Annotated in this window: 17 protein-coding genes; 10 read left to right on the top strand and 7 right to left on the bottom strand. The window is 69.3% G+C overall.

Annotated features, from left to right (window positions below):
- Nucleotides 1–31: 31 nt before the first annotated feature.
- On the bottom strand, nucleotides 32–205 hold the full coding sequence (locus tag A4R44_RS48460) for a hypothetical protein (RefSeq protein WP_157905064.1): 174 nt from the start codon (nucleotides 203–205) through the stop codon (nucleotides 32–34).
- Nucleotides 205–792: a helix-turn-helix transcriptional regulator gene (locus A4R44_RS33170; RefSeq protein WP_067589399.1), complete on the bottom strand. Its 588-nt coding sequence runs from the start codon at nucleotides 790–792 to the stop codon at nucleotides 205–207. The genes A4R44_RS48460 and A4R44_RS33170 overlap by 1 nt, the downstream gene beginning before the upstream one ends.
- A 72-nt stretch (nucleotides 793–864) precedes the next feature.
- Here A4R44_RS33170 and A4R44_RS33165 point away from each other — a divergent pair, with 72 nt between their 5' ends.
- Both A4R44_RS33165 and A4R44_RS33160 read left to right on the top strand, forming a co-directional pair.
- Nucleotides 865–1,587, top strand: a complete 723-nt coding sequence (locus tag A4R44_RS33165) for a FadR/GntR family transcriptional regulator (RefSeq protein ID WP_067589396.1) — start codon at nucleotides 865–867, stop codon at nucleotides 1,585–1,587.
- A 52-nt stretch (nucleotides 1,588–1,639) separates the two neighbouring features.
- Nucleotides 1,640–3,463 carry a transglycosylase domain-containing protein gene (locus A4R44_RS33160; protein WP_067589394.1) on the top strand — a complete coding sequence of 608 codons (1,824 nt, stop codon included), beginning with the start codon at nucleotides 1,640–1,642 and terminating at the stop codon, nucleotides 3,461–3,463.
- 1 nt (nucleotide 3,464) lies between these two features.
- Here the strand turns inward: A4R44_RS33160 and A4R44_RS33155 are convergent, their stop codons facing one another.
- Nucleotides 3,465–4,274: an ABC transporter ATP-binding protein gene (locus A4R44_RS33155; protein WP_067589393.1), complete on the bottom strand. Its 810-nt coding sequence runs from the start codon at nucleotides 4,272–4,274 to the stop codon at nucleotides 3,465–3,467.
- Nucleotides 4,275–4,390: 116 nt separating this feature from the next.
- Between A4R44_RS33155 and A4R44_RS33150 the strand changes: the two genes are divergently transcribed.
- Nucleotides 4,391–5,722 (top strand): PLP-dependent aminotransferase family protein, encoded by a 1,332-nt coding sequence (locus A4R44_RS33150; RefSeq protein WP_067589389.1) that lies wholly within the window; start codon nucleotides 4,391–4,393, stop codon nucleotides 5,720–5,722.
- A gap of 43 nt (nucleotides 5,723–5,765) precedes the next feature.
- On the opposite strand, the gene A4R44_RS33145 is transcribed toward A4R44_RS33150, so the two are convergent.
- Both A4R44_RS33145 and A4R44_RS33140 read right to left on the bottom strand, forming a co-directional pair.
- Nucleotides 5,766–7,727 carry an SDR family oxidoreductase gene (locus A4R44_RS33145; RefSeq protein ID WP_067589386.1) on the bottom strand — a complete coding sequence of 654 codons (1,962 nt, stop codon included), beginning with the start codon at nucleotides 7,725–7,727 and terminating at the stop codon, nucleotides 5,766–5,768.
- 64 nt (nucleotides 7,728–7,791) lie between these two features.
- A complete protein-coding gene (locus A4R44_RS33140) occupies nucleotides 7,792–8,028 on the bottom strand; it encodes a hypothetical protein (RefSeq protein WP_067589383.1) in 237 nt (78 codons plus the stop codon).
- A gap of 180 nt (nucleotides 8,029–8,208) precedes the next feature.
- Here A4R44_RS33140 and A4R44_RS33135 point away from each other — a divergent pair, with 180 nt between their 5' ends.
- Nucleotides 8,209–9,453 (top strand): NAD(P)/FAD-dependent oxidoreductase, encoded by a 1,245-nt coding sequence (locus A4R44_RS33135; RefSeq protein WP_067589381.1) that lies wholly within the window; start codon nucleotides 8,209–8,211, stop codon nucleotides 9,451–9,453.
- On the opposite strand, the gene A4R44_RS33130 is transcribed toward A4R44_RS33135, so the two are convergent.
- Nucleotides 9,407–10,603, bottom strand: a complete 1,197-nt coding sequence (locus tag A4R44_RS33130; protein ID WP_067589529.1) for a multidrug effflux MFS transporter — start codon at nucleotides 10,601–10,603, stop codon at nucleotides 9,407–9,409. The genes A4R44_RS33135 and A4R44_RS33130 overlap by 47 nt on opposite strands.
- A gap of 649 nt (nucleotides 10,604–11,252) precedes the next feature.
- Here A4R44_RS33130 and A4R44_RS33125 point away from each other — a divergent pair.
- Genes A4R44_RS33125 through A4R44_RS33100 form a run of 6 tightly spaced genes read left to right on the top strand, consistent with a single transcriptional unit; the run spans nucleotide 11,253 to nucleotide 17,753 of the window.
- The gene (locus A4R44_RS33125) at nucleotides 11,253–12,107 is read left to right on the top strand and encodes a fumarylacetoacetate hydrolase family protein (RefSeq protein ID WP_067589378.1); all 855 of its coding nucleotides are present in this window, start codon (nucleotides 11,253–11,255) and stop codon (nucleotides 12,105–12,107) included.
- A 1-nt stretch (nucleotide 12,108) separates the two neighbouring features.
- Nucleotides 12,109–13,410 carry an enolase C-terminal domain-like protein gene (locus tag A4R44_RS33120; RefSeq protein WP_067589375.1) on the top strand — a complete coding sequence of 434 codons (1,302 nt, stop codon included), beginning with the start codon at nucleotides 12,109–12,111 and terminating at the stop codon, nucleotides 13,408–13,410.
- Nucleotides 13,407–14,165 (top strand): SDR family NAD(P)-dependent oxidoreductase, encoded by a 759-nt coding sequence (locus A4R44_RS33115; protein WP_067589372.1) that lies wholly within the window; start codon nucleotides 13,407–13,409, stop codon nucleotides 14,163–14,165. Before A4R44_RS33120 ends, A4R44_RS33115 begins: the two co-directional genes overlap by 4 nt.
- Before the next feature lie 39 nt (nucleotides 14,166–14,204).
- The gene (locus A4R44_RS33110; RefSeq protein ID WP_067589369.1) at nucleotides 14,205–15,245 is read left to right on the top strand and encodes a sugar ABC transporter substrate-binding protein; all 1,041 of its coding nucleotides are present in this window, start codon (nucleotides 14,205–14,207) and stop codon (nucleotides 15,243–15,245) included.
- Complete coding sequence (locus A4R44_RS33105) at nucleotides 15,242–16,744, top strand: sugar ABC transporter ATP-binding protein (RefSeq protein ID WP_067589368.1); 1,503 nt, start codon at nucleotides 15,242–15,244, stop codon at nucleotides 16,742–16,744. The genes A4R44_RS33110 and A4R44_RS33105 overlap by 4 nt, the downstream gene beginning before the upstream one ends.
- Nucleotides 16,737–17,753, top strand: coding sequence for an ABC transporter permease (locus tag A4R44_RS33100; RefSeq protein WP_067589364.1), 1,017 nt, complete (start codon nucleotides 16,737–16,739; stop codon nucleotides 17,751–17,753). Before A4R44_RS33105 ends, A4R44_RS33100 begins: the two co-directional genes overlap by 8 nt.
- A gap of 1,148 nt (nucleotides 17,754–18,901) precedes the next feature.
- Here the strand turns inward: A4R44_RS33100 and A4R44_RS33095 are convergent.
- A complete protein-coding gene (locus tag A4R44_RS33095; RefSeq protein WP_067589361.1) occupies nucleotides 18,902–19,618 on the bottom strand; it encodes a FadR/GntR family transcriptional regulator in 717 nt (238 codons plus the stop codon).
- Nucleotides 19,619–19,663: the final 45 nt, after the last annotated feature.

Below are 19,663 nucleotides of genomic sequence, written 5' to 3'. Positions count from 1 at the left end.
TTTTCGTTCCGTGAAGGGCTCCTTGAGGGAATCAGATTCCCTCAAGGAGCCCTTCACGGCGTTTCGGGGTGGCGAGGCGAAGGCCCAGTTCCATGAGCCACCAGCCGAGCCGTTGCCGGGCAGGTGGCCGGGGTGGGTGGCGCACGGCGGCGGCGAGGAGTTCGCCCTGGCGGTCGGCGGCGAATTCGGGCAGGAACGGGTGCATCAGGATCCCCCCTGGTCTTCGGCTGCGACGGTCGCGTGCGGGAACGCCGCCCATTGCGTGATCACCGTTTCGTCGCCGGGACGGGCCGGACGGCGGTAGCGTTCGATCACCGCTTCGATTTCTTCGATCAACCGCTGGGACTCGCCCGGGGTGAGCGGCATCCGGGTGCTGCTCAGCGTCGAGCTGTCCCGCCATTCGTCCGCCCAGCGCGGCAGTTCCGAGACGAACTGCGCTTGTTCGCGGTAGCGGATGTCCACGTGCTGGTGCAGGAAAGCCATGAGCGGCCCGGCCATCTCCGGGTCGTCGGCGAAGTCGGCCGCGCGCATCCGGGTCGATTCCTGCGCCGCCTTCCACCAGCGTTCGCGCTTCGAGCCGCGGCTGGTGTCTTCCTCGACCAGCCCGGCGTCCGCGAGCTGGCGCAGGTGCCACGACGTGGTGCCGGAGCTTTCGCCGACGCGCTTGCCGAGCCCGGTCGCGGTGGCCGGGCCGTCGACGGTCAGCAGGTCGAGCAATTCCATGCGCAGCGGATGCGCCAGCGCGCGCAGGGTCCGGGCGTCGATCTGGCGGGCGCGGCGTTCGTCGGGCATGCTCCGTACGGTAGACTACAGAGAAGTCTTTGCAAAGAGTTCTCTGCAATTAGGCGGCATAGAATCGGACGGGTGGAGTCGACCTCGGTGGTGAGCGCGAACGCGGCCCTGTTCCGGCCGGTGCGTGCCGGGAACGCCTTCGAGGAGACCGTCGAGCGGCTGTTGCAGGCGATCCGGCTCGGGGTCGTCGGCGCGGGGGACCGGTTGCCCTCCGAGCGCGAGCTGGCGGAACGGCTCGGCGTGAGCCGGGTGACGCTGCGGGAGGCGATTCGCGCGCTGGCTGACGCGGGGTACGTCGAGTCGCGGCGCGGGCGGTACGGCGGCACGTTTGTGAACGAAAACCTGCCGGAGCCCGTGGAACGCGCGGTCGGCGAGGTCGACGCGGCCGGGCTGGAAGACGCGTTGTGCCTGCGGCACGTGCTGGAGACCGGTGCGGCGGAGGCGGCCGCGGCACGGACGTTGAGCCCGGCCGACCGGCAGCATCTCACCGGCACGCTCGCGGAAGCGTCGGCGGCGGGGCTCGCCGATTACCGGCGCAAGGATTCGCGGCTGCATCTGGCGATCGCCGAGGTCACCGCGTCCGCGTCGCTGACCAGCACGGTGGCCGACGCGCGGACGCGGGTCAACCAGCTGCTCGACCGGATTCCGCTGCTCGAACCCAATCTGGAGCATTCGAACGCGCAGCACGAGGCGATCGTCGACGCGATCCTGGCCGGCGACCCGGTGGCCGCGCGGCAGGCGATGGCCGAGCACATCGAAGGCACGGCGTCGTTGCTCCGCGCGTTCCTCTCGTGATCAATTCACGGGCTCGGCAGAACCTTGTCACTAGTTCAGTCGTCCTTCAATCGTGGAGCCAGCCCCGGAGAGTGACCGATCCGCTGTTGTCCGTCGCAAGTGGCGCCGCATCCGCACGGGTGCCTACTACCTGACCGGCTTCGCGGTCGGCGTGCCGCTGATCGCGTTCTGGATCGCCTACCTGCTGCTGGACGTCCGCAGTCCGCAGGACGTCCTCGCCTCGCGCGGCAAAACCGTCACGCTGAAGTACGCCGACGGCAGCGAGCTGCTGCGCATCGTGCCCCCGGAGGGCGACCGGCGGTTCGTGCCCTTCGACCGGATCCCGGGGAAGCTGCGCGACGCCATCGTCGCGACGGAGGACCCGACCTTCTGGGCCAACTCCGGCTTCGACCCGACCGGGGTCGGCCGCGCGTTCCTGACCGGCGTCGGCGGCGGGTCCGGGATCACCCAGCAGTACATCAAGAAGTCGACCGGCGACGAGGATTCGACGCTCTCCCGGAAAATGCAGGAACTCGTGCTCGCCACGAAGATCACCCAGGAGCAGAGCAAGGAACAGATCTTCGAGAGCTACGTCAACATCATCTCCTTCGGCCGCAACACGTTCGGCCCGGCGGCGGCGATGAACGCGTTTTTCGGCCGCCCGCTCGACAACAGCATCACCTGGAGCGAGGCCGCGTTCCTGGCCGGGATGATCCAGTCGCCGTCGGTGCACGATCCGGCGGTGTCCGGCGACGAACACGCGGCGAAGCGCTGGCGGTACGTGCGCGACAAGCTGATCGAGCGCGGCTATCTGAAGAACGCCGACGGCATGGCTTACCCGGGAGCGGAGATCAAGCCGCCCGCCGAGACGCGGGTGAGCCTGAACTACGACCAGTACCATCTCAAACAGCGAGTGCTCGCCGAGCTGGAGCCGGCCGGGTTCTCGCTTTCCCGGTTGCAGCAGGGGAATCTGACCGTCCAGACCACGCTGGACCCAGCGTCGCAGACCGCCGCGCACGACGCGCTGAGCGAGAGGTTGAAGGGCGAACCAGCGGAGTTCCGCGGCGCGCTGGTGGCTGTCGATCCGGCGAACGGCGCGGTGCGCGCGTACGACGGCGGTGCCAACGGCGTCCGGGATTATGCGGCAACCGGCCATCCGCTCGGCTCCGCGTTCTACCCGTTCACCGCCGCGGCCGGCTTGCGGAACGGGATGTCGCTGGACGAGAGAGTGGCTGCTCCCCGTGAGATTCAGTACCTCGGCGAGAAGTTCGACTATCCGCCGAAGTGCCCGCAGCCGTGCACCTTGCGCAGCGCCTTGACCTCAGGAGCGGACACGCCGTTCATCACGGTCTCCAAGAAGGTCGGTGTCGACGAGGTGAGCGAGGCGGCCCGTGCGGCGGGCATTCCGGACGAGGTGGAGGGCACGCCGACCATGCGCGAACAGGACGGTGCCACGATCGGCTCGGGCATCGTCGTCGGCCGGTACCCGATGCGGCCGCTCGACGTGGCCGGGGCGTACGCGACCTACGCCGCCAACGGGATGCGCTCGCCGGTGCACCTGGTGGACAAGGTGCTCGACCGGTCCGGGCAAGTCGTGTGGCAGCACGAAAACCAGCCGGTCTCCGCCGTTCCGGAACAGGTCGCGCAGGACGTGACTTCCGTTCTGCGGACGACGTTGCCGGACGGTCGCGCGGCGGCTCTGCGCACTGGCGAGTCCGAGCGCGGCAACTCCCGCGACAACCAGGACGCCTGGGCGGTCGGCTACACGCCGCAGCTGGCGACGGCGGTGTGGCTCGGTTCCGACGACGACCGCAAGCTGCTCGACGCGGACGGCAAGAAGGTGACGGGTTCGTCGGTCCCGGCAGACGTGTGGCGGTCGTTCATGACCCGCCGCTGAGTCAGGCCGCCCGGCGGCTGACCTTCGGGATCACCATCGGGCTCCCGCTCTCCGGGCACTCCATCACCCGGCACGGCAGCTCGAAAATCCGCTCCACGTTCTCCGCCGTCACGACCTCCTCCGGCGTCCCGGTGGCCAGCACCTTCCCGTCGCGCATCGCGATCAGGTGCGTGGCGTACCGGGCCGCGTGGTTGAGGTCGTGCAGCACCGCGACCAGCGTGCGGCCCTGTTCGCTGTGCAGGGTCGCGCAGAGGTCGAGGATGTCGAGCTGGTGCGCGATGTCCAGGTACGTCGTGGGCTCGTCGAGCAGCAGCAGATCGGTCTGCTGGGCCAGCGCCATCGCCATCCAGACGCGCTGGCGCTGCCCGCCGGACAGTTCGTCCACCATCCGCTCGGCGAGGTCGTCGACGCCGGTCGCGCGCATCGAATCGGCGACCACCGTCGCGTCCTCGGCCGACCATTGGCGCAGCAGTTTCTGGTGCGGGTACCGGCCGCGCGCGACGAGGTCGGACACGGTGATCCCGTCCGGCGCGATCGAGCTTTGCGGCAGCAGGCCGAGCCGCCGCGCGACCTCCTTCGCGCCGTAGCTGGAGATCACCTCGCCGTCGAGATAGACCGAGCCCGCGCGCGGCTTCAGCATCCGGGCGAGCGCGCGCAGCAGCGTCGTCTTGCCGCAGGCGTTGGGGCCGACGATGACTGTGAACGACTTGTCCGGGATGACCACGCCAAGCCGTTCGGCGACCGTGCGGCCGTCGTAGGCCAGCGTCAGGTCCTCGGCGTGCAGTCGGGTTTCTTCGCTCGTCAATGCCACACAGGTAAGGCTAACCTAGTGACCCCCGTTCGGGGAGTTCCGTAGGTCGCATTAGCCGTACGTGACCGGCCGGTGCCATGATGCGTCCGGGAGAATCCCGGCGGAGCGAGGGTGGGATGGACGACTACCGCGTCGTCGCGGACGAACTCGCCGCCGACATCGAAGCCGGCCGGCTGCGGCCCGGCGACCGGCTGCCGCCGCAGCGCCGCTTCGCGCGCGATCGCGGCATCGCGGGCTCCACCGCGGCCCGCGTGTACGGCGAACTCGTCCGCCGCGGCCTGGCGATCGGCGAGGTCGGCCGGGGCACCTTCGTGCGCGCGGCGAAGCCCGGGCCCGAACCGGCGCTGTCCGAACCCGGCGACGCGCGCGTGGACCTCGAACTCAACTTCGCCGTGCTGCCCGCCCAATCGGCCAAACTGGCGCGAGCGCTCGAACCCGTGCTTCGCGCGGACGTCTTCACCGACGCCCTGCACCCGCTCGGCGCGGCCGGCACCAAAGCGGTCCGCGAGGCCGCCGTCACCATGCTCGCGCGCGGCGGCTGGACGCCGGATCCGGGGCAGGTGCTGGTCGCGGGAAACGGGCGGCAGGGCATCGCGGCCGCGCTCGCGGCGTTCGTGCCGACCGGCGAGCGGCTGGCGGTCGAATCCCTGACTTACCCGGTGGTCAAGGCTGCGGCGACCCGGCTCGGCATCGAGCTGGCGCCGATCGAAACCGACGCGCACGGGCTGGTCCCGGCCTCGCTCGCGGCGAGCGCTCCGGTGCGGGCGCTGTACGTCCAGCCGACCCTGCACAACCCGCTCGGCACCACGATGCCGCCGCAGCGCCGCGCCGAACTGGCCGAGACCGTCCGCAGGCTGGACCTGCCGGTGATCGAGGACGGCATCTACACCTTCCTCCGCCCGGACACCGAACCGCTCGCCGCGCTGATGCCGGAGCGGACGGTGTTCGTGGACAGCCTGTCGAAACGTGTCGCGCCCGGGCTCACCGCCGGGTTCCTCGTGGTGCCGCCGCCGTGGGTCGCGCGGCTGGCGAGCGCGATCCGGTCCGGCGGCTGGTCGGCCTCGCGGTTCTCGGTGGAGGCGGCGCGGCGGTGGATCACCGGCGGCGTGCTCGCGGAGGTGGAAGCGGCGAAACGTGCGGACGCCGGGGCGCGGGCGAGGATTGTTGCCGAGCGGCTGGCGGGTTTCCAGGTGTACGGCGACGCCTCGGCCTACCACCGGTGGTGGGTGCTGCCGGACCAGTGGCGGGCCGAGACCTTCGTGGCCGCCGCTGCTCGCCGGGGGATCGCGTTGTCCCCGGCAGCGGCGTTTTCGGTGGTGCCGGGACACGCGCCGAACGCGGTGCGGATCGCGGTGTCCGCACCCGCGGAGGAGACGTTGGCGAGTGCGTTGGGGGTGCTGGCCGGGCTGGCTGGCGGGTCGCCGGACGACATGGTGGTGGACTCGTGAGCGTTTATGCCGGTTCTAACCGTGCTAGACACTCACGACGTCCTTAAGCCTTCCTCCGCCACACCAGCCGCGTCAGAGCCCCTGCTACGGCCGCCGGTGCAGGCTGCCTGGCCCGCCCCTTGGCTTCCGGCGCGGATTCCGGCATCACCCGGTACACGAGGTGTGCCGCGAACCGGGCGAGGTCCGGCGCCGCCAGCGAGGCCAGTTCCGCGGCCCGGCCCTCGGGCAGGTTCAGGATCTGCGGCCGCCGTTCGATCGCCTTCACCACCAGCGCCGCGGCGCGTTCCGGCGAGCTCGCGGGCAGCCCGCGGTACGACCCGGTCGGCGCGATCATGTCGGTGCGCACCAACGGCATCCGGACCGAGGAGAACGTGACGCCGTCGGACAGCGTCTCGCGCCCGGCGGTCAGGCCGAACTCCTCAAGCGCGGCTTTTGAAGCCAGGTAAGCGGAAAACCGCGGGGTGTCGGTCTGCAGTCCCTGCGTGGTGACGTTCACGACGTGGCCGAACCGGCGTTCGGCCATCGACGGCAGCAGCCCGAGGATCAGCCGCACCGGGCCGAAGTAGTTGATGGCCATGGTGCGTTCGTAGTCGTGGAACCGTTCCGTCGACAGCTGCACTGAGCGTCGGATGGAGCGTCCTGCGTTGTTCACCAATACGTCCACTGCACCGTGGTCGGCGAGGACTGCCTTCACGAGACTGTCGACCGCGTCGCCGTCAGTGAGGTCGCACGGGTACGTCGCTGCTTCGCCGCCTGCTGCGGTGATCTCGCTACGCACGTCTTCTAGTTCTTCGGCGCGGCGCGCGACGAGAAGCACCTTCGCACCGCGACGCGCGACAGCGAGCGCACTCGCGCGGCCAATGCCGGACGACGCACCGGTAATGAGGACAACGCGTCCTTCAAGCCCAGGTCGACGAGCGTGGTCCGGGTCGAGATGCCTGCGCCAGTAGCGGTAGAGCGGTTCGGCGTAGTCGCGAAGCTCGGGAAGGTGGACGCCGCTGCCGTACAGCTCCGAAGTGGTGCGCGCGGTGTCGAACTCCACCTCCATGTTCAGGTGGGGGAGTACTTCGAGCGGAATTCCCAGCTCGGTCAGCACTGCTGCCCGCGTTGCATGGCCAGTCGGCAGGCGGTCGACAGCGGTCGCGAGGCGGGACGCCGTGCTGCGAAGCAGACCTGACGGCACCGTCGTACGTACGCGCGGCGCTCCGGCAACGCGGGCGAAGGCGTTGTAGACCTCGTGCAGCTTCTGCGGTCGCGGCGAAGCGAGGTGATACGTACTGCCCGAAGGTGCTTCGCGATGCATGAGGTTTTCCATCGCGGCGACGACGTAGTCGACCGGGACGAGGTTGGTGGCCCCGAAGTCGGGCGCGGCGAGCGGCAGTTGCTTCGGTAGTGCGGCAAGGCGCGAGATGGCAGGCAGGAAGTAGTACGGGCCGTCGATTTTGTCCATCTCGCCGGTGCGCGAATCGCCGACGACCGCCGAGGGCCGGTAGATGCGGAACGGCACGTCCGACTGTGCACGGACCAGCTTCTCGGCTTCGAACTTCGTGGCGTGGTACGGAGAACTGAAGGACTGGCCGAGGTCGAAATCGGCTTCGGTGAAGCGGCCGGCGTGATCGCCCGCGACGGCGATCGACGACACGTGGTGCAGCAGTCCCGCGCCGGCAGCCGCGGCGAAGGCGAGCAGGTTCCGGGTGCCCTCGACGTTCGCGGCCCGGTTCGCCGCGTCGTCGGCGGTGAAGTCGTAGATCGCGCCGAGGTGGACGACGTGGTCGACCCCGTCGTAGCCGGCCGGGTCGAGGCCCAGCAGCGCTTCGGTGAGGTCGCCGACGGCGGGGACCAGGCGTTCGGCGTTCGGCCAGTCCCGCGCCAGCGCGGCCAGGCGGTCGCGCGAGGTGTTGCGGACGAGCACGTGGACGGCGGTCGTGTCCCGCCGCGAGAGCAACCGGGCGACCAGGCGCTTCCCGAGGAAGCCCGTCGCGCCCGTGACGAAGTAGGTGGTCATGGCCGGCACCTTTCGGGGTCTGCGAGTGCCGACTCTACCTACTCGCGAGTAGGAACGGTAGTTGTCAGTCGGTTCCGGTGCGTCGCGCCGACGTCGCGGTGGCCGCCACGGCGTCGCGCAGGGCCGCGCGCAGCCGCCCGACCTCGAGCGGCCCCAGTACGGCCGCCTCTCCCGGCGGCGCGACCAGGACGACTTTGTCGTCGCTGCTCACGAACACCGTCACGGCGCGCCGCCTGCCCGCCAGGTCTCGGCAGCCGACCGTCCACTCGTTTCGCACCGCACTGTCGTCCCGCGCTGTCACGGCCCTCGCCCTCCGATCACGTAGCACCCGTGTCCTTCGTGCGGGGGTGTGACCGCGCCCTCCGGGGCGGCTTACGCCGGTTCACCCGAATTGCCTACCGGCCGGTTTTCCACGGGGTGTGACCAGCCGGATACCGGAGTAGCGTCGGCCACCGCACGCGGCGGGCACTCAGGAGGACGCATGTCGGAACCCCGGAAAATCGTCGTCGTCGGAGCCGGACTGGCCGGTGCCACTGCGGCGGCGACAGTGCGAGAACGCGGTTTCGACGGCGACATCCTGCTGCTCGGAGCGGACACGCACCGGCCGTACGAGCTGCCGCCGCTGTCGAAAGCCGTGCTGCTCGGCAACGCCGACGAGCCCGACTGGGTGCGTGAAGAGGGCTACTGGACCGAGCGCGACATCCGGCTGCTCTCCGGCACCACCGCGACCCGAGTCGAACTGGGCGCCCGCCTGGTCCTAGACGACGCTGGCGACGAACACCGCTACGACCGTCTTGTCTTAGCGACCGGCTCGCGCCCGCGGACGCTGAAGGTGCCCGGAGGCGACCTACCTGGCCTCTACACGCTTCGCACTCTCGACGACGCGCTACGGCTGCGCGCAGCCTTCGAAGCAGCGAAGCGCGTACTGATCGTCGGCGCGGGCTGGATTGGCACTGAAGCCGCTGCTGCCGCGCGTACGCACGGTGCCGAGGTGACTGTGGTCGCTCCGGAGAAGCTGCCGCTCGCCAACGTCCTGGGCGACGAGGTGGCCGGAGCGTTCTACCGCCTGCACGAAGAACACGGTGTGGAGTGGCGTCTCGGCGAAGGCGTCGCAGCGATCACCGGCGACACCGCAGCGACCGGCGTCCGACTGTCGAGCGGCGAAGAGCTGTACGCCGACGTTGTCCTTATTGCGGTTGGCGCGGCCCCGAGCGTCGAGTTGGCGCACGCTGCCGGTCTGGAGCTGGCAGACGACGGCGGCGTCGACGTCGACGCAGGCCTGCGTACAGCGGCACCTGACGTTTACGCGATCGGCGACATCGCTTCGCAGTTCCATCCGCGCTACGGCCGCCGTGTACGCGTCGAGCACTGGGCGACAGCGCGTACGCAGGGCGAGCATGTGGCGGCCAACCTCTTTGGCGCGAACGAGCCGTACCTGAACAGCCCGTACTTCTTCTCCGACCAGTACGACCCAGACCGCGGCGGCCCAGCTATCGGCTGCGAATACCGCGGGCTGCCCGTCCTGGACCGAGACCGCGTCGTAGTGCGCGGCGACCTCGCGGCCTACGACTTCACGGCGTTCTGGGTGACCCCGGACAGCGAGGTCTCGGCCGCGATGAACGTCAACCAGTGGGACGACGGGGACGCGCTGCAAAAACTCGTCGACGAACGCGTCGAGGTCACCGACGACCAGTTGCGGAGCGGAAATCTCGCCGATCTGGGCTGACCGCCAGCGTCGCGAACGACAGCAAGGCGAGCACCCCGAACCCGGCCATCACGGCGGTCATCGGAACCGCCGTGCCCGGCCCGCCGAGCCCGACCAGCGGCGTCGCGATCCCGCCGATCGCGAACTGCAGCACGCCCAGCAGCGCCGACGCCGCCCCCGCCGTGCGCGCGTGCCCCGCGAGCGCGAGCGAACTGGCGTTCGGGCTGATGATTCCGATGCAGGAAACCATTAACAGCAGCGGAACCAGCAGCGCAGGCAACGGCAGCCGCAGGGCTGCGGCCGCCAGCGTGGCCAGGCCAGAGAGGGTCGACACCGTCAGCCCCGTACGCAGCAGTGTCCGTTCGGGGAACCGGCCGACGAGCCACCCGTTGAGCTGCCCAGCGAGCACGATGCCGACACCGTTGAGCCCGAAGACGACGCTGTACTCCTGCGGACTCAGCCGGTAAACGTCCTGCAGTGCGAACGACGAACCCGAGATGTACGCGAACAACGCGGCGAAGTTCAGCCCCGCGGTGAGCGCGTAGCCGAGGAATGCGCGGTCGGTGAGCAGGTGCCAGTACGTCCGAAGCACCCCGCCCAGCCGCGCCGGATGCCGCCGCTCGACCGGCAACGGTTCCGGCAGCGCGAACGCGACCGCGCCGAGCAACAGCGCGCCGAACGCCGTGAGGACGACGAACACTCCGCGCCAGGACGTGAAGCTGAGCAACTGCCCGCCGAGCACCGGCGCGAGGATCGGCGCGAGACCGTTGACCAGCAGGAGAAGCGAGAAGAACTTCGTCATCGCCGTACCGGTGTAGAGATCGCGGACGGCCGCGCGGGCGATCACGATCCCCGCTGCCGCGCCGAGCGCCTGGATGCTCCGTGCGGCGATCAGCAGCTCAACGCCCGGACTCACCGCCGCCGCGACCGACCCGGCGATGTACAGCCCCAGTCCGACCAGCAACGGCCCCCGCCGCCCGAAGGAGTCCGACAACGGCCCAGCGATGATCTGCCCCACCGCGAGCCCGATGACGAACGCGGTGAGCGTCAACTGGACGGTGGTGTCGGAGGCCTGGAAATCGCCCGCCATCCGGGGGAGGGCGGGGAGGTACATGTCGATGGAGAGCGGCCCGAAGGCGGAGAGGCCGCCGAGAATGAGAAGACGTCGGATCTTGCCCCGGCGAGGGTGCTCGGGGAGGGTGGCGGAGTGTTCGAGGGCGGGATATTCCGTGCTGGCCGCGGTGGGGTATACGGCTGCGGAATGATCCGGCGTGGAGTGGCCGGCTGTGGAGCGGCCGGGCGTCGAGTGATCCTCGGTGGAGTGTTCGGCCGCGGAATGATCCGACGTCGTGCGGTCAGCCGCGGAGTGATCCGCCGCGGGGTGATCGAGAGCTGTCTGGTCGGTTGTCGAGTGGGCTGTGGCGGGGTGATCGAGAGCTGTCTGGTCGGTTGTCGAATGGGCTGCCGCGGAGTGCTGGGCCGTGGTGCCCGTCCACGGTTTGTCCCGTTCATCGGTACCGCAGTGGCTGTCCGTGGCACCGCCCTCGACAGTGTCGCCTCCCTCGTCGGTGTTGTCCGGATCCGACCGCCCCGGACCCCGCTCGTCCGGTCCTGCTGCCTGTCCTGGTCCCATCCGCGCCGCACCGTCTCCCTCGTCCTGGCGGGACCGCCCCGCCAGGACGAGTGTCCGTTATCCGCCTGGCAGCCCGGTGATCGGATCAATTTCCGCACCAAATCCCGCGTCCCTCTAGATCTGCCGCCCTCCAGTGCGCTATACATCGGATGTATCGCGAGAACGGTGTCGAGAGAGGGGTTCGTCCGTGCGGTTTGTGCGTCTCGGGGCAGCGGGGGCTGAGCGTCCGTTCGTCCGTGCCGGTGACGGCACCCTCCACGACCTCTCCGGGGTCACGCCGGACATCGACGGCGCGTTCCTCGCCGGCGACGGACCGGCCAAGGCCGCGCGGGCGCTCGAAGCCGGGGAACTGCCGGTCGCCGACGGGGCCGGGCTGCGGGTCGGCGCGCCGATCGCGGTGCCGGGCAAGATCGTCTGCATCGGCATGAATTACCGGCGTCACGCCGAGGAAACCGGCGCGGCTGTGCCGGCCGAACCGGTGCTGTTCATGAAGGCGCCCGACGTGATGGTCGGACCTTTCGACGAGGTGCTCGTCCCGCGCGGTTCCACGGCCACCGACTGGGAGGTCGAACTCGGCGTCGTCATCGGGAAAACCGCGCGCTATCTGGAAAGCTCGGACGAAGCGCTGGCGCACGTCGCCGGGTACGTCGTGTCCAACGACGTCTCCGAGCGCGACTTCCAGCTGAACCGCGGCGGCCAGTGGGACAAGGGCAAGAACTGCGAGACCTTCAACCCGCTCGGCCCGGAGCTGGTGACCGCCGACGAGATCGCAGACCCGCAGGCGCTCGGCCTGCGCACCTGGGTCAACGGCGCGAAGGTGCAGGATTCGTCCACAAAGGACATGGTGTTCGGCGTCGCCGGGATCATCCATTACCTGAGCCAGTTCATGGTGCTGCGCCCCGGCGACCTGATCAACACCGGCACCCCGGAGGGCGTCGCGCTCGGGCAGCCCGAGCCGAAGCCGTACCTGCGCGCGGGCGACGTCGTCGAGCTGGAGATCGACGGCCTCGGCAAGCAGCGCCAGAGCATTGGGCAGGCCTGAGATGGCGAAAATCGTGGCCATGGAGGTCCGGGACGTCCGCTTCCCGACGTCGCGCGACCTCGACGGTTCGGATGCGATGAACCCGGATCCGGACTATTCGGCGGCCTACGTCGAACTGCACACCGACGCCGGACCGGACGGCTACGGCCTCGCGTTCACCATCGGACGGGGCAACGACGTGCAGGCCGCCGCGATCCGCGCGCTGGCGCCGCACGTGGTCGGCCGCGAGGTGCCTGAAGACGCGGAAGCGCTCGGCTCGCTCTCGCGGGCTCTGGTCGGCGATTCGCAGTTCCGTTGGCTGGGACCGGAAAAAGGCGTGGCGCACATGGCGATCGGCGCGATCGTCAACGCGGCGTGGGACCTCGCCGCACGCCGTGCCGGACTTCCGGTGTGGAAGTTCGCCTCGCGGATGACACCGGAGGAGCTGGTGTCCCTTGTGGACTTTCGCTATCTCTCCGACGCGCTCACCGAACCGGAAGCGCTCGACATTCTGCGCGCTGCCGAACCCGGGAAAGCAGAACGGATCGCCAAGCTTGAAGCCGGGGGCTACCGCGCGTACAGCACGTCGGCAGGCTGGCTCGGCTACTCCGACGCGAAACTGGTGCGGCTGGCCGAACAAGCCGTCGCCGACGGTTTCGAGATGATCAAGCTGAAGGTCGGCGGGGATCTTGAGGACGATGTCCGGCGGATGAAGCTGGCCCGCGAGACTGTCGGCGCGGACATCCGGATCGCGGTCGACGCGAACCAGCGCTGGGATGTCGCGACGGCGGTGTCATGGATGACCGCGCTGGCGCCGTTCGATCCATATTGGATTGAAGAACCGACCTCGCCGGACGACGTTCTCGGCCACGCGGCCATCGCGAAGGCGCTCGCGCCGATCAAGGTCGCCACCGGCGAACACGTGCAGAACCGTGTGGTGTTCAAGCAATTGCTGCAGGCCAAGGCGATCGACGTGCTGCAGCTGGACGCCGCACGCGTCGGCGGCGTGAACGAGAATCTCGCCATCCTGTTGCTGGCAGCCAAATTCGGCGTCCCAGTATGCCCGCACGCCGGTGGTGTCGGGTTGTGCGAGCTGGTGCGGCATCTGTCCATGTTCGACTTCGCGGCAGTGTCCGGTTCGGACAGCGACCGCTCCATCGAATGGGTCGACCACCTGCACGACCACTTCACCGACCCGGCCGTCGTGCGCGACGGTCGCTACCTGGCCCCGGCCGCACCGGGCTTTTCCGCGCGCATGCACGACGCTACGCTGCGCCGGTTCAGCTTCCCGGACGGTCCTGAATGGACGGAGAACGCGCAGTGAGCGAATTCGACGGCTTGGTCGCCGCGGTCACCGGCGGCGCTTCTGGCATCGGCCTGGCCACGGCGAACCTGCTGGCCCAGCGCGGCGCGCGGGTGGCCGTGCTCGACCTCAAGACTGACGAGGTGCCCGAGCGGCTGACCGGATTCCGCTGTGATGTGACGTCCGACGCCGAGGTCCGCGCCGCCGTCGCCGCGGTGGCCGAACGCTTCGGACGGCTCGACATTCTGGTCAACAACGCGGGAATCGGCGCGCAGGGCGACGTCACCGCGAATGACGACGACGAATGGCACCGCGCGTACGACGTGAACGTGGTCGGCATGGTGCGCACGGCGCGGGCGGCCTTGCCGCACTTGAAGAACTCGCCTGCCGCGGCGGTCGTGAACACCTGCTCGATCGCCGCCTGGGCGGGGCTGCCCGCGCGGGCGCTGTACTCGGCCACGAAGGGCGCGGTGCTGTCGCTGACCCTGGCGATGGCCACCGATCACCTGCCGGACCGGATCCGGGTCAACTGCGTGTGCCCCGGCACCGCGGACACCCCGTGGGTCGGCAGGCTGCTCGACACCGCCGCGGACCCCTCGGCGGAGCGGGCGGCGCTCGCCGCCCGCCAGCCGATGGGGAGGCTGGTGACCGCGGACGAGGTCGCGAACGCGATCGCGTACCTGGCCAGCCCGCTTTCGGCATCGACTACCGGCACCGCGCTCGCGGTGGACGGCGGCATGTACGGTCTGCGTCCGCGCGGACCCGTGCAGAACTGATCTGCTTAGCCAACAAGGCCTGTCATCAAGGAGGATGCGGTGCGTACGAAGGTGATCCGGCTGGCCGCCGCGGTGGCCGCCTGCGGTTTGGTGCTCGGTGCGTGCGGGTCCACTAAGGACAAACCGGCGGCAGCGGCCAGCGGCGGCGGCACCGGCAAGGTCGGGGCGACGCTGCCCCTGCTTACCTCGCCGTTCTGGCAGGCCTACAACAAATACGTGCCGCAGATGGCGAAGGAACAGGGCCTCGACGCGCTGCCCACGGTGAACGCCGACAGCGACCCGGCCAAGCTCATCACGGACATCGGCACCCTGCTCAGCCAGGGCGTGAAGGGTCTCGTCGTCACGCCGCTCGACTCGGCCGCGATCGTCGCCGGGCTGAAGCAGGCCGAGAACAAGGGCGTCCCGGTGGTCGCGGTGGACGTCGCTCCGGAGAGCGGCAAAGTCGCGATGGTGGTGCGCGCGGACAACAAGGCGTACGGAACCAAGGCGTGCGAGGAAATCGGCAAGCGCGTGAAGAGCGGCAAGGTCGTGCAGGTGATGGGCGACCTCGCCTCGGTCAACGGCCGCGACCGGTCGGCGGCGTTCCGCGAGTGCATGAAGCAGAAGTACCCGGACGTCAAGGTCCTTGAGGTCGCTGCCGAATGGAAGGCGGACAAGGCTTCGTCCGGTTTGGACAGTCTGCTGACCGCGAACCCGGACATCAAGGGCGTGTACATGCAGGCTGGCGGCGTCTACCTCGCGCCGACCGAGCAGGCGCTCAAGCGCAAGAACCTGTTCTTCCCGGTCGGCGACCCGAAGCACGTGGTGCTGGTGAGCAACGACGGTATCCCGCAGGAGCTCACCGCGATCCGCAACGGCGAACTGGACGCGACCGTCTCGCAGCCTGCCGACGCCTACGCCAAGTACGGCATGTATTGGCTCAAGAAGGCGATGGCGGGGGAGACGTTCAAGCCCGGACCGACCGACCACGACTCCACGATCGTCGAGATCAGCCCCGGCATCCTGGAAGACCAGCTGCCCGCGCCGGTCGTGACCAAGGACAACGTGGACGACAAAGCGTTGTGGGGTAACAACCTGTGAGCGCGCCGGTAGTGCAGGCGGACGGCGTCGGGAAGCGGTACGGGCCCACCGTGGCGCTGCACGACGTCAGTCTCACCGTGCGGCCCGGCGAGTCGCACGCACTCGTCGGCCGCAACGGGGCGGGCAAGTCCACGCTGGTGTCCATCCTCACTGGACTGTCCGAAACGGACACCGGCAGTGTTTCCTTCGGCGGCGTACCGGCCCCTTCCTTGTCCAAACAGGACGATTGGAAGGCACGCGTGGCATGCGTGTACCAGCACGCGATGGTGGTACCGCAGCTGACCGTCGCGGAGAATCTGTTCCTGAACCGGCAGGCCCGGGGCGGATTCGCGATCGGCTGGAAGAAGCTGCGCCGCCAAGCGCGGGAACTGCTGGACTCGTGGGACGTCCGGGTCGAGGTGGACACTCCGGCCGGCGATCTGTCCGTTGAGGACCGTCAGTTCGTCGAGATCGCTCGCGCATTGAGTTACGGCGCCCGGTTCATTGTGCTGGACGAACCGACGGCGCAGCTGGACAGCCAGGCCATCGAGCGGCTTTTCGAGCGCATGCGGCAGATGCAGGAGAACGGCGTCACCTTCCTGTTCATCTCGCACCATCTGCACGAGGTTTACGAGGTGTGCCAAGCGGTTACCGTCCTGCGCGATGCCCGCCACGTGCTCACCGCACCCGTCGAAGAGGTCAGCCGCGCGGCGCTGGTCGACGCGATGACAGGGGAGCAGGGCGGCCTAGCGGTCCGGGACGCAGCGACTCGCGACCCGCTCGCGGTAGACGCCGAAGAGGTGCTCGCCGTCGACGACTTGTCCGGCGACGGCTTCCACGACGTCTCCCTGCGAATCCATCGCGGCGAGGTCGTCGGTCTCGCCGGCAGCAACGCGAGCGGCAAGCACCAGGTAGCCGAGACAGTCTACGGCCTGCGCAGGCCCACCTCGGGAACCGTGGCCGTGAACGGAAAACGCCTGCCACCCGGTGACATTCCCGCCGCCCTGCGCGCGGGCATCGGCTGTGTGCCGCGGGATCGCCACCACGAGGGTCTGGTACTGGAACACTCCATTATGGACAATGCGACCCTGTCGGTGCTTGATCGGATGGGCCGCGGCGGCCTGGCGTCCCCGAAGATCCGCCGCGAACGCGGATCGCGTGCCCTGACCGACTACGACATCGTGGCGGCCGGCCCGGATCAGCCGGTCTCGGATCTGTCCGGCGGGAACCAGCAGAAAGTCGTGCTCGCCAGGGCTCTGGAGAGCGATCCGCGCGTGGTGGTGCTGATCAACCCCACCGCGGGTGTGGATGTGAAGTCGAAGGAGGCCCTGCTCGCGGTCGTGGACCGGGTGCGGGCCGAGGGGAAGGCGGTGCTGCTCGTGAGCGACGAGCTGGACGACCTGCGCCTGGCCGACCGGGTGCTGGTGCTGCGCGCCGGCGAGGTGGCCGCCGTTCGCCAGGCCGGCTGGTCCGACGGGGACCTGGTGGCGGATATCGAAGGAGTCGGGCTCCATGACTGACCTGATGAGCGACCCGCGGACGGCGCTGCCCGCGGCGCGGCCGAAGCGCCGGAAGTCGGCGTGGCTGCGCGAACTGGCGCTGTTGCCCGCGCTCGTGGTGGTGTTCGTGATCGGCGGGTTGATCAGCGACACGTTCTTCACCTTCGGCAACATCATCAGCATCCTTTCCGCGGCGGCGGCGTTGTCGCTGGTCGTGCTGGGCGAATCGCTGGTGCTGCTGACCGGCAAGTTCGACCTGTCGCTGGAATCCACGATGGGCATCGCCCCCGCGATCGGCGCGATGCTGGTCATCCCGGCCGCGTCTTCCGGCTTCGGCACGGAATGGCCGTCGGTGCTCGGCCTGGTGGCGATCCCCGTGGTGGGCGCCTTGATCGGTTTCGTGAACGGCTTCCTGATCGTGAAGCTGAAGCTGAACGCGTTCATCGTGACGCTGGCGATGCTGACGGTCCTGCGCGGAACCCAGATCGGCACGACGAACGGCAAGACGCTGTTCGACCAGCTGGACGCGTTCACCGCGTTGGCGACCACGACCTTCGCCGGCTTGCCGATGTCGGTCTGGCTCGCAGCGGCCCTGTTCGTGCTCTTCGGGCTGGGCCTGCGCTACCACCGAGCCGGCCGCTCCCTGTACGCGATCGGCGGCAACCGCGAAGCGGCGCGGGCCGCGGGCATCCGGGTGGACCGGATCTCATGGGCGGTCTTCGTGGTAGCCGGAGTACTGGCCGCGATCGGCGGCCTCGCATACACGGGCTACGTCGGCGCCCTCGGCGCTGACCAGGGCGACGGATTGATCCTCCAGGTCTTCGCCGCGGCGGTGATCGGCGGCGTTTCACTGGACGGCGGCCGCGGCACGCTGGTCGGGGCGCTGACCGGGGTGCTGTTGCTGCAGTCGGTGGACAGCCTGCTGCGCATCGCCCAGGTACCGGCGGAATGGCTCAAGGCGATTTACGGCGGGATCATTTTGATCGCGTTGATCATCAGCCGGTATGCCGGCGGAAAGCCCCAGACCTGATCGGCGGAGGTTCGGTGATCATCCGACCTTCTGGATGCGTGGGCTCGGCGGGCGAGCGATTGGCTGGCGCGGTGGCCGGCTGGCTGGGTGGCCCAGGTGGCTCGCTCGGCCGGGGTGGCTGGGGTGGCTTGCTTGGCTGGGGTGGCCCAGGTGGCTCGCTCGGCCGGCGTGGCTCGGTCGGCTTGGTCGGCCGGGGTGGCTTGGTCGGCTTGCTCGGCTGGGGTGGTTCGGCTGGTCGGAGTGGCTCAGTTCGTCGTGGTGGCTTGCTCGGCTTGGTCGGTGGGGGCGGTTCGGTTGGCTCGGTCGGCCGGGGTGGCTCAGTTGGCCGGGGTGGCTGGGTCGGCCTGGACGACCGGGGTGCCTCGGGCGGTCCGGTCGGCTCGACGGCCGATGCGGCGGATGACTCGGCGGGGAGGTCGGTGAAGGGTCCCTTCACCGGTTCGGAGTCTCTCGGGTTGCCCCGCACCGGCCACGCCGTCGTCTCCACCTCGGTTGTCTCTCGCGAGTACGCTGCCGTGTCCTTTTCGGCTGCCGCTCGCGGGCGCGCGGGCGTCTCCGCTTCGGCTGTTACTCGCGGCTGCGCCGCTGTCTCTCCCGCTGATGTTGCCTATGACTGCACCGCTGCCTCTTCCGCTGATGTCGCTCGTGGCTGTGCCGCTGTCTCTGCCAGCATGGTTGCCGCTGGCCGTGCCGCCACCTTTGGCTGTGCGGTTGCGTCCGGCGGTTGTGCCGCCGTCTCGACTTCCGCCGCGCCGTCCTTCTCCGCTGCTTCTGGCGCTGTGAAAGAAACCTCCGCAGCACCAGCGCCGGAGTTGATGAAGGGCCCCTTCATGCAGCCCGTCGGCCAACGCGTGCCCGCCGCTTCGACCGCGCGTGCGCGGTGGGTCCCTTCGTCATTCCCGGTTCGGAGTTTGCCGGTCTCCGCCCGGTCCGCTGCGCGAAAGTCCCTCTCGCTCCAGCCAGGCGTGCGCGATGGGTCCCGTCGCTTCGACCGTCATGGCGTGAAGGGTCCCGTCGCTCCTACGGTGCGGGCACGAAAGTCCCCCTCGCGCCAACCGAACAAAAGCGAAGGGTCCCTTCACTCGCGCCAGCAAGGAATGAAGGGACCTGTCACTGCAACAGACCGCCCAGAAGCCGTCGTCGTTCGGTCAGGAGGCAGCGGGTTCGGCCTCATCGCCGGGCGCGTCGTCTTCGACCAGGGTGCTGCGCAGCCATTGCTCCACTCCGGCGACGTGCACCGTCGCCCACGAGCGGGCCAGTTCTGGTTCCCGCGCGGCGATCGCGTCGTAGATCGCGGCGTGCTGTTCGCGGGTTCGGGCTACCGCGCCTTCCTGGGTGAGGCCGCGCCAGATCCGGGCTCGCGCCGTCGGGCCGGAGAGGCTTTCGAGCAGGGAGCACAGCACCGGATTGCCCGAGCCGTCGGCGATTTTGCGGTGGAACTGCAAGTCGTTGGCCACGAGCGCCTCGACGGTCGGGGATTCCTCCAGCTCGCCGAGCAGCGCGCCGAGTTCGGCAACGTCCTCGTCGCGCATGTGCAGCGCCGCCATCGCGGTGGCCGCGGGCTCCAGAATCCGCCGCACAGCAAGGAAATCGAGCACGGTGTCGTCGCGGTGAAAGTCGACGACGAAGGTCATCGCGTCGAGCAGCAGGTTCGGTTCCAGGCTGGTGACGTACGTGCCGTCGCCCTGGCGCACGTCCAGCACCCGGATCAGGCACAGCGCCTTCACCGCTTCCCGCAGCGAACTGCGGGAAAGCCCCAGCCGCTGCGCGAGCTCGGCCTCCTTGGGGAGCCGGTCGCCGGGGGCCAGCTCGCCCGAAATGATCATGTCCTTGATCTTGTCGATCGCGACATCGGTGACGGGCATCGGGACCGCCCTCCCTGCAGAGACCTCGGATGTTTACCCCCTACA

It is taken from the genome of Amycolatopsis sp. M39, assembly GCF_001651785.1.
In the GTDB taxonomy this organism is placed as follows: Bacteria; Actinomycetota; Actinomycetes; order Mycobacteriales; family Pseudonocardiaceae; genus Amycolatopsis; species Amycolatopsis rubida.
Note: the sequence above shows the minus strand (reverse complement) of the source record. Positions and strands in the feature narration are given on the sequence as shown.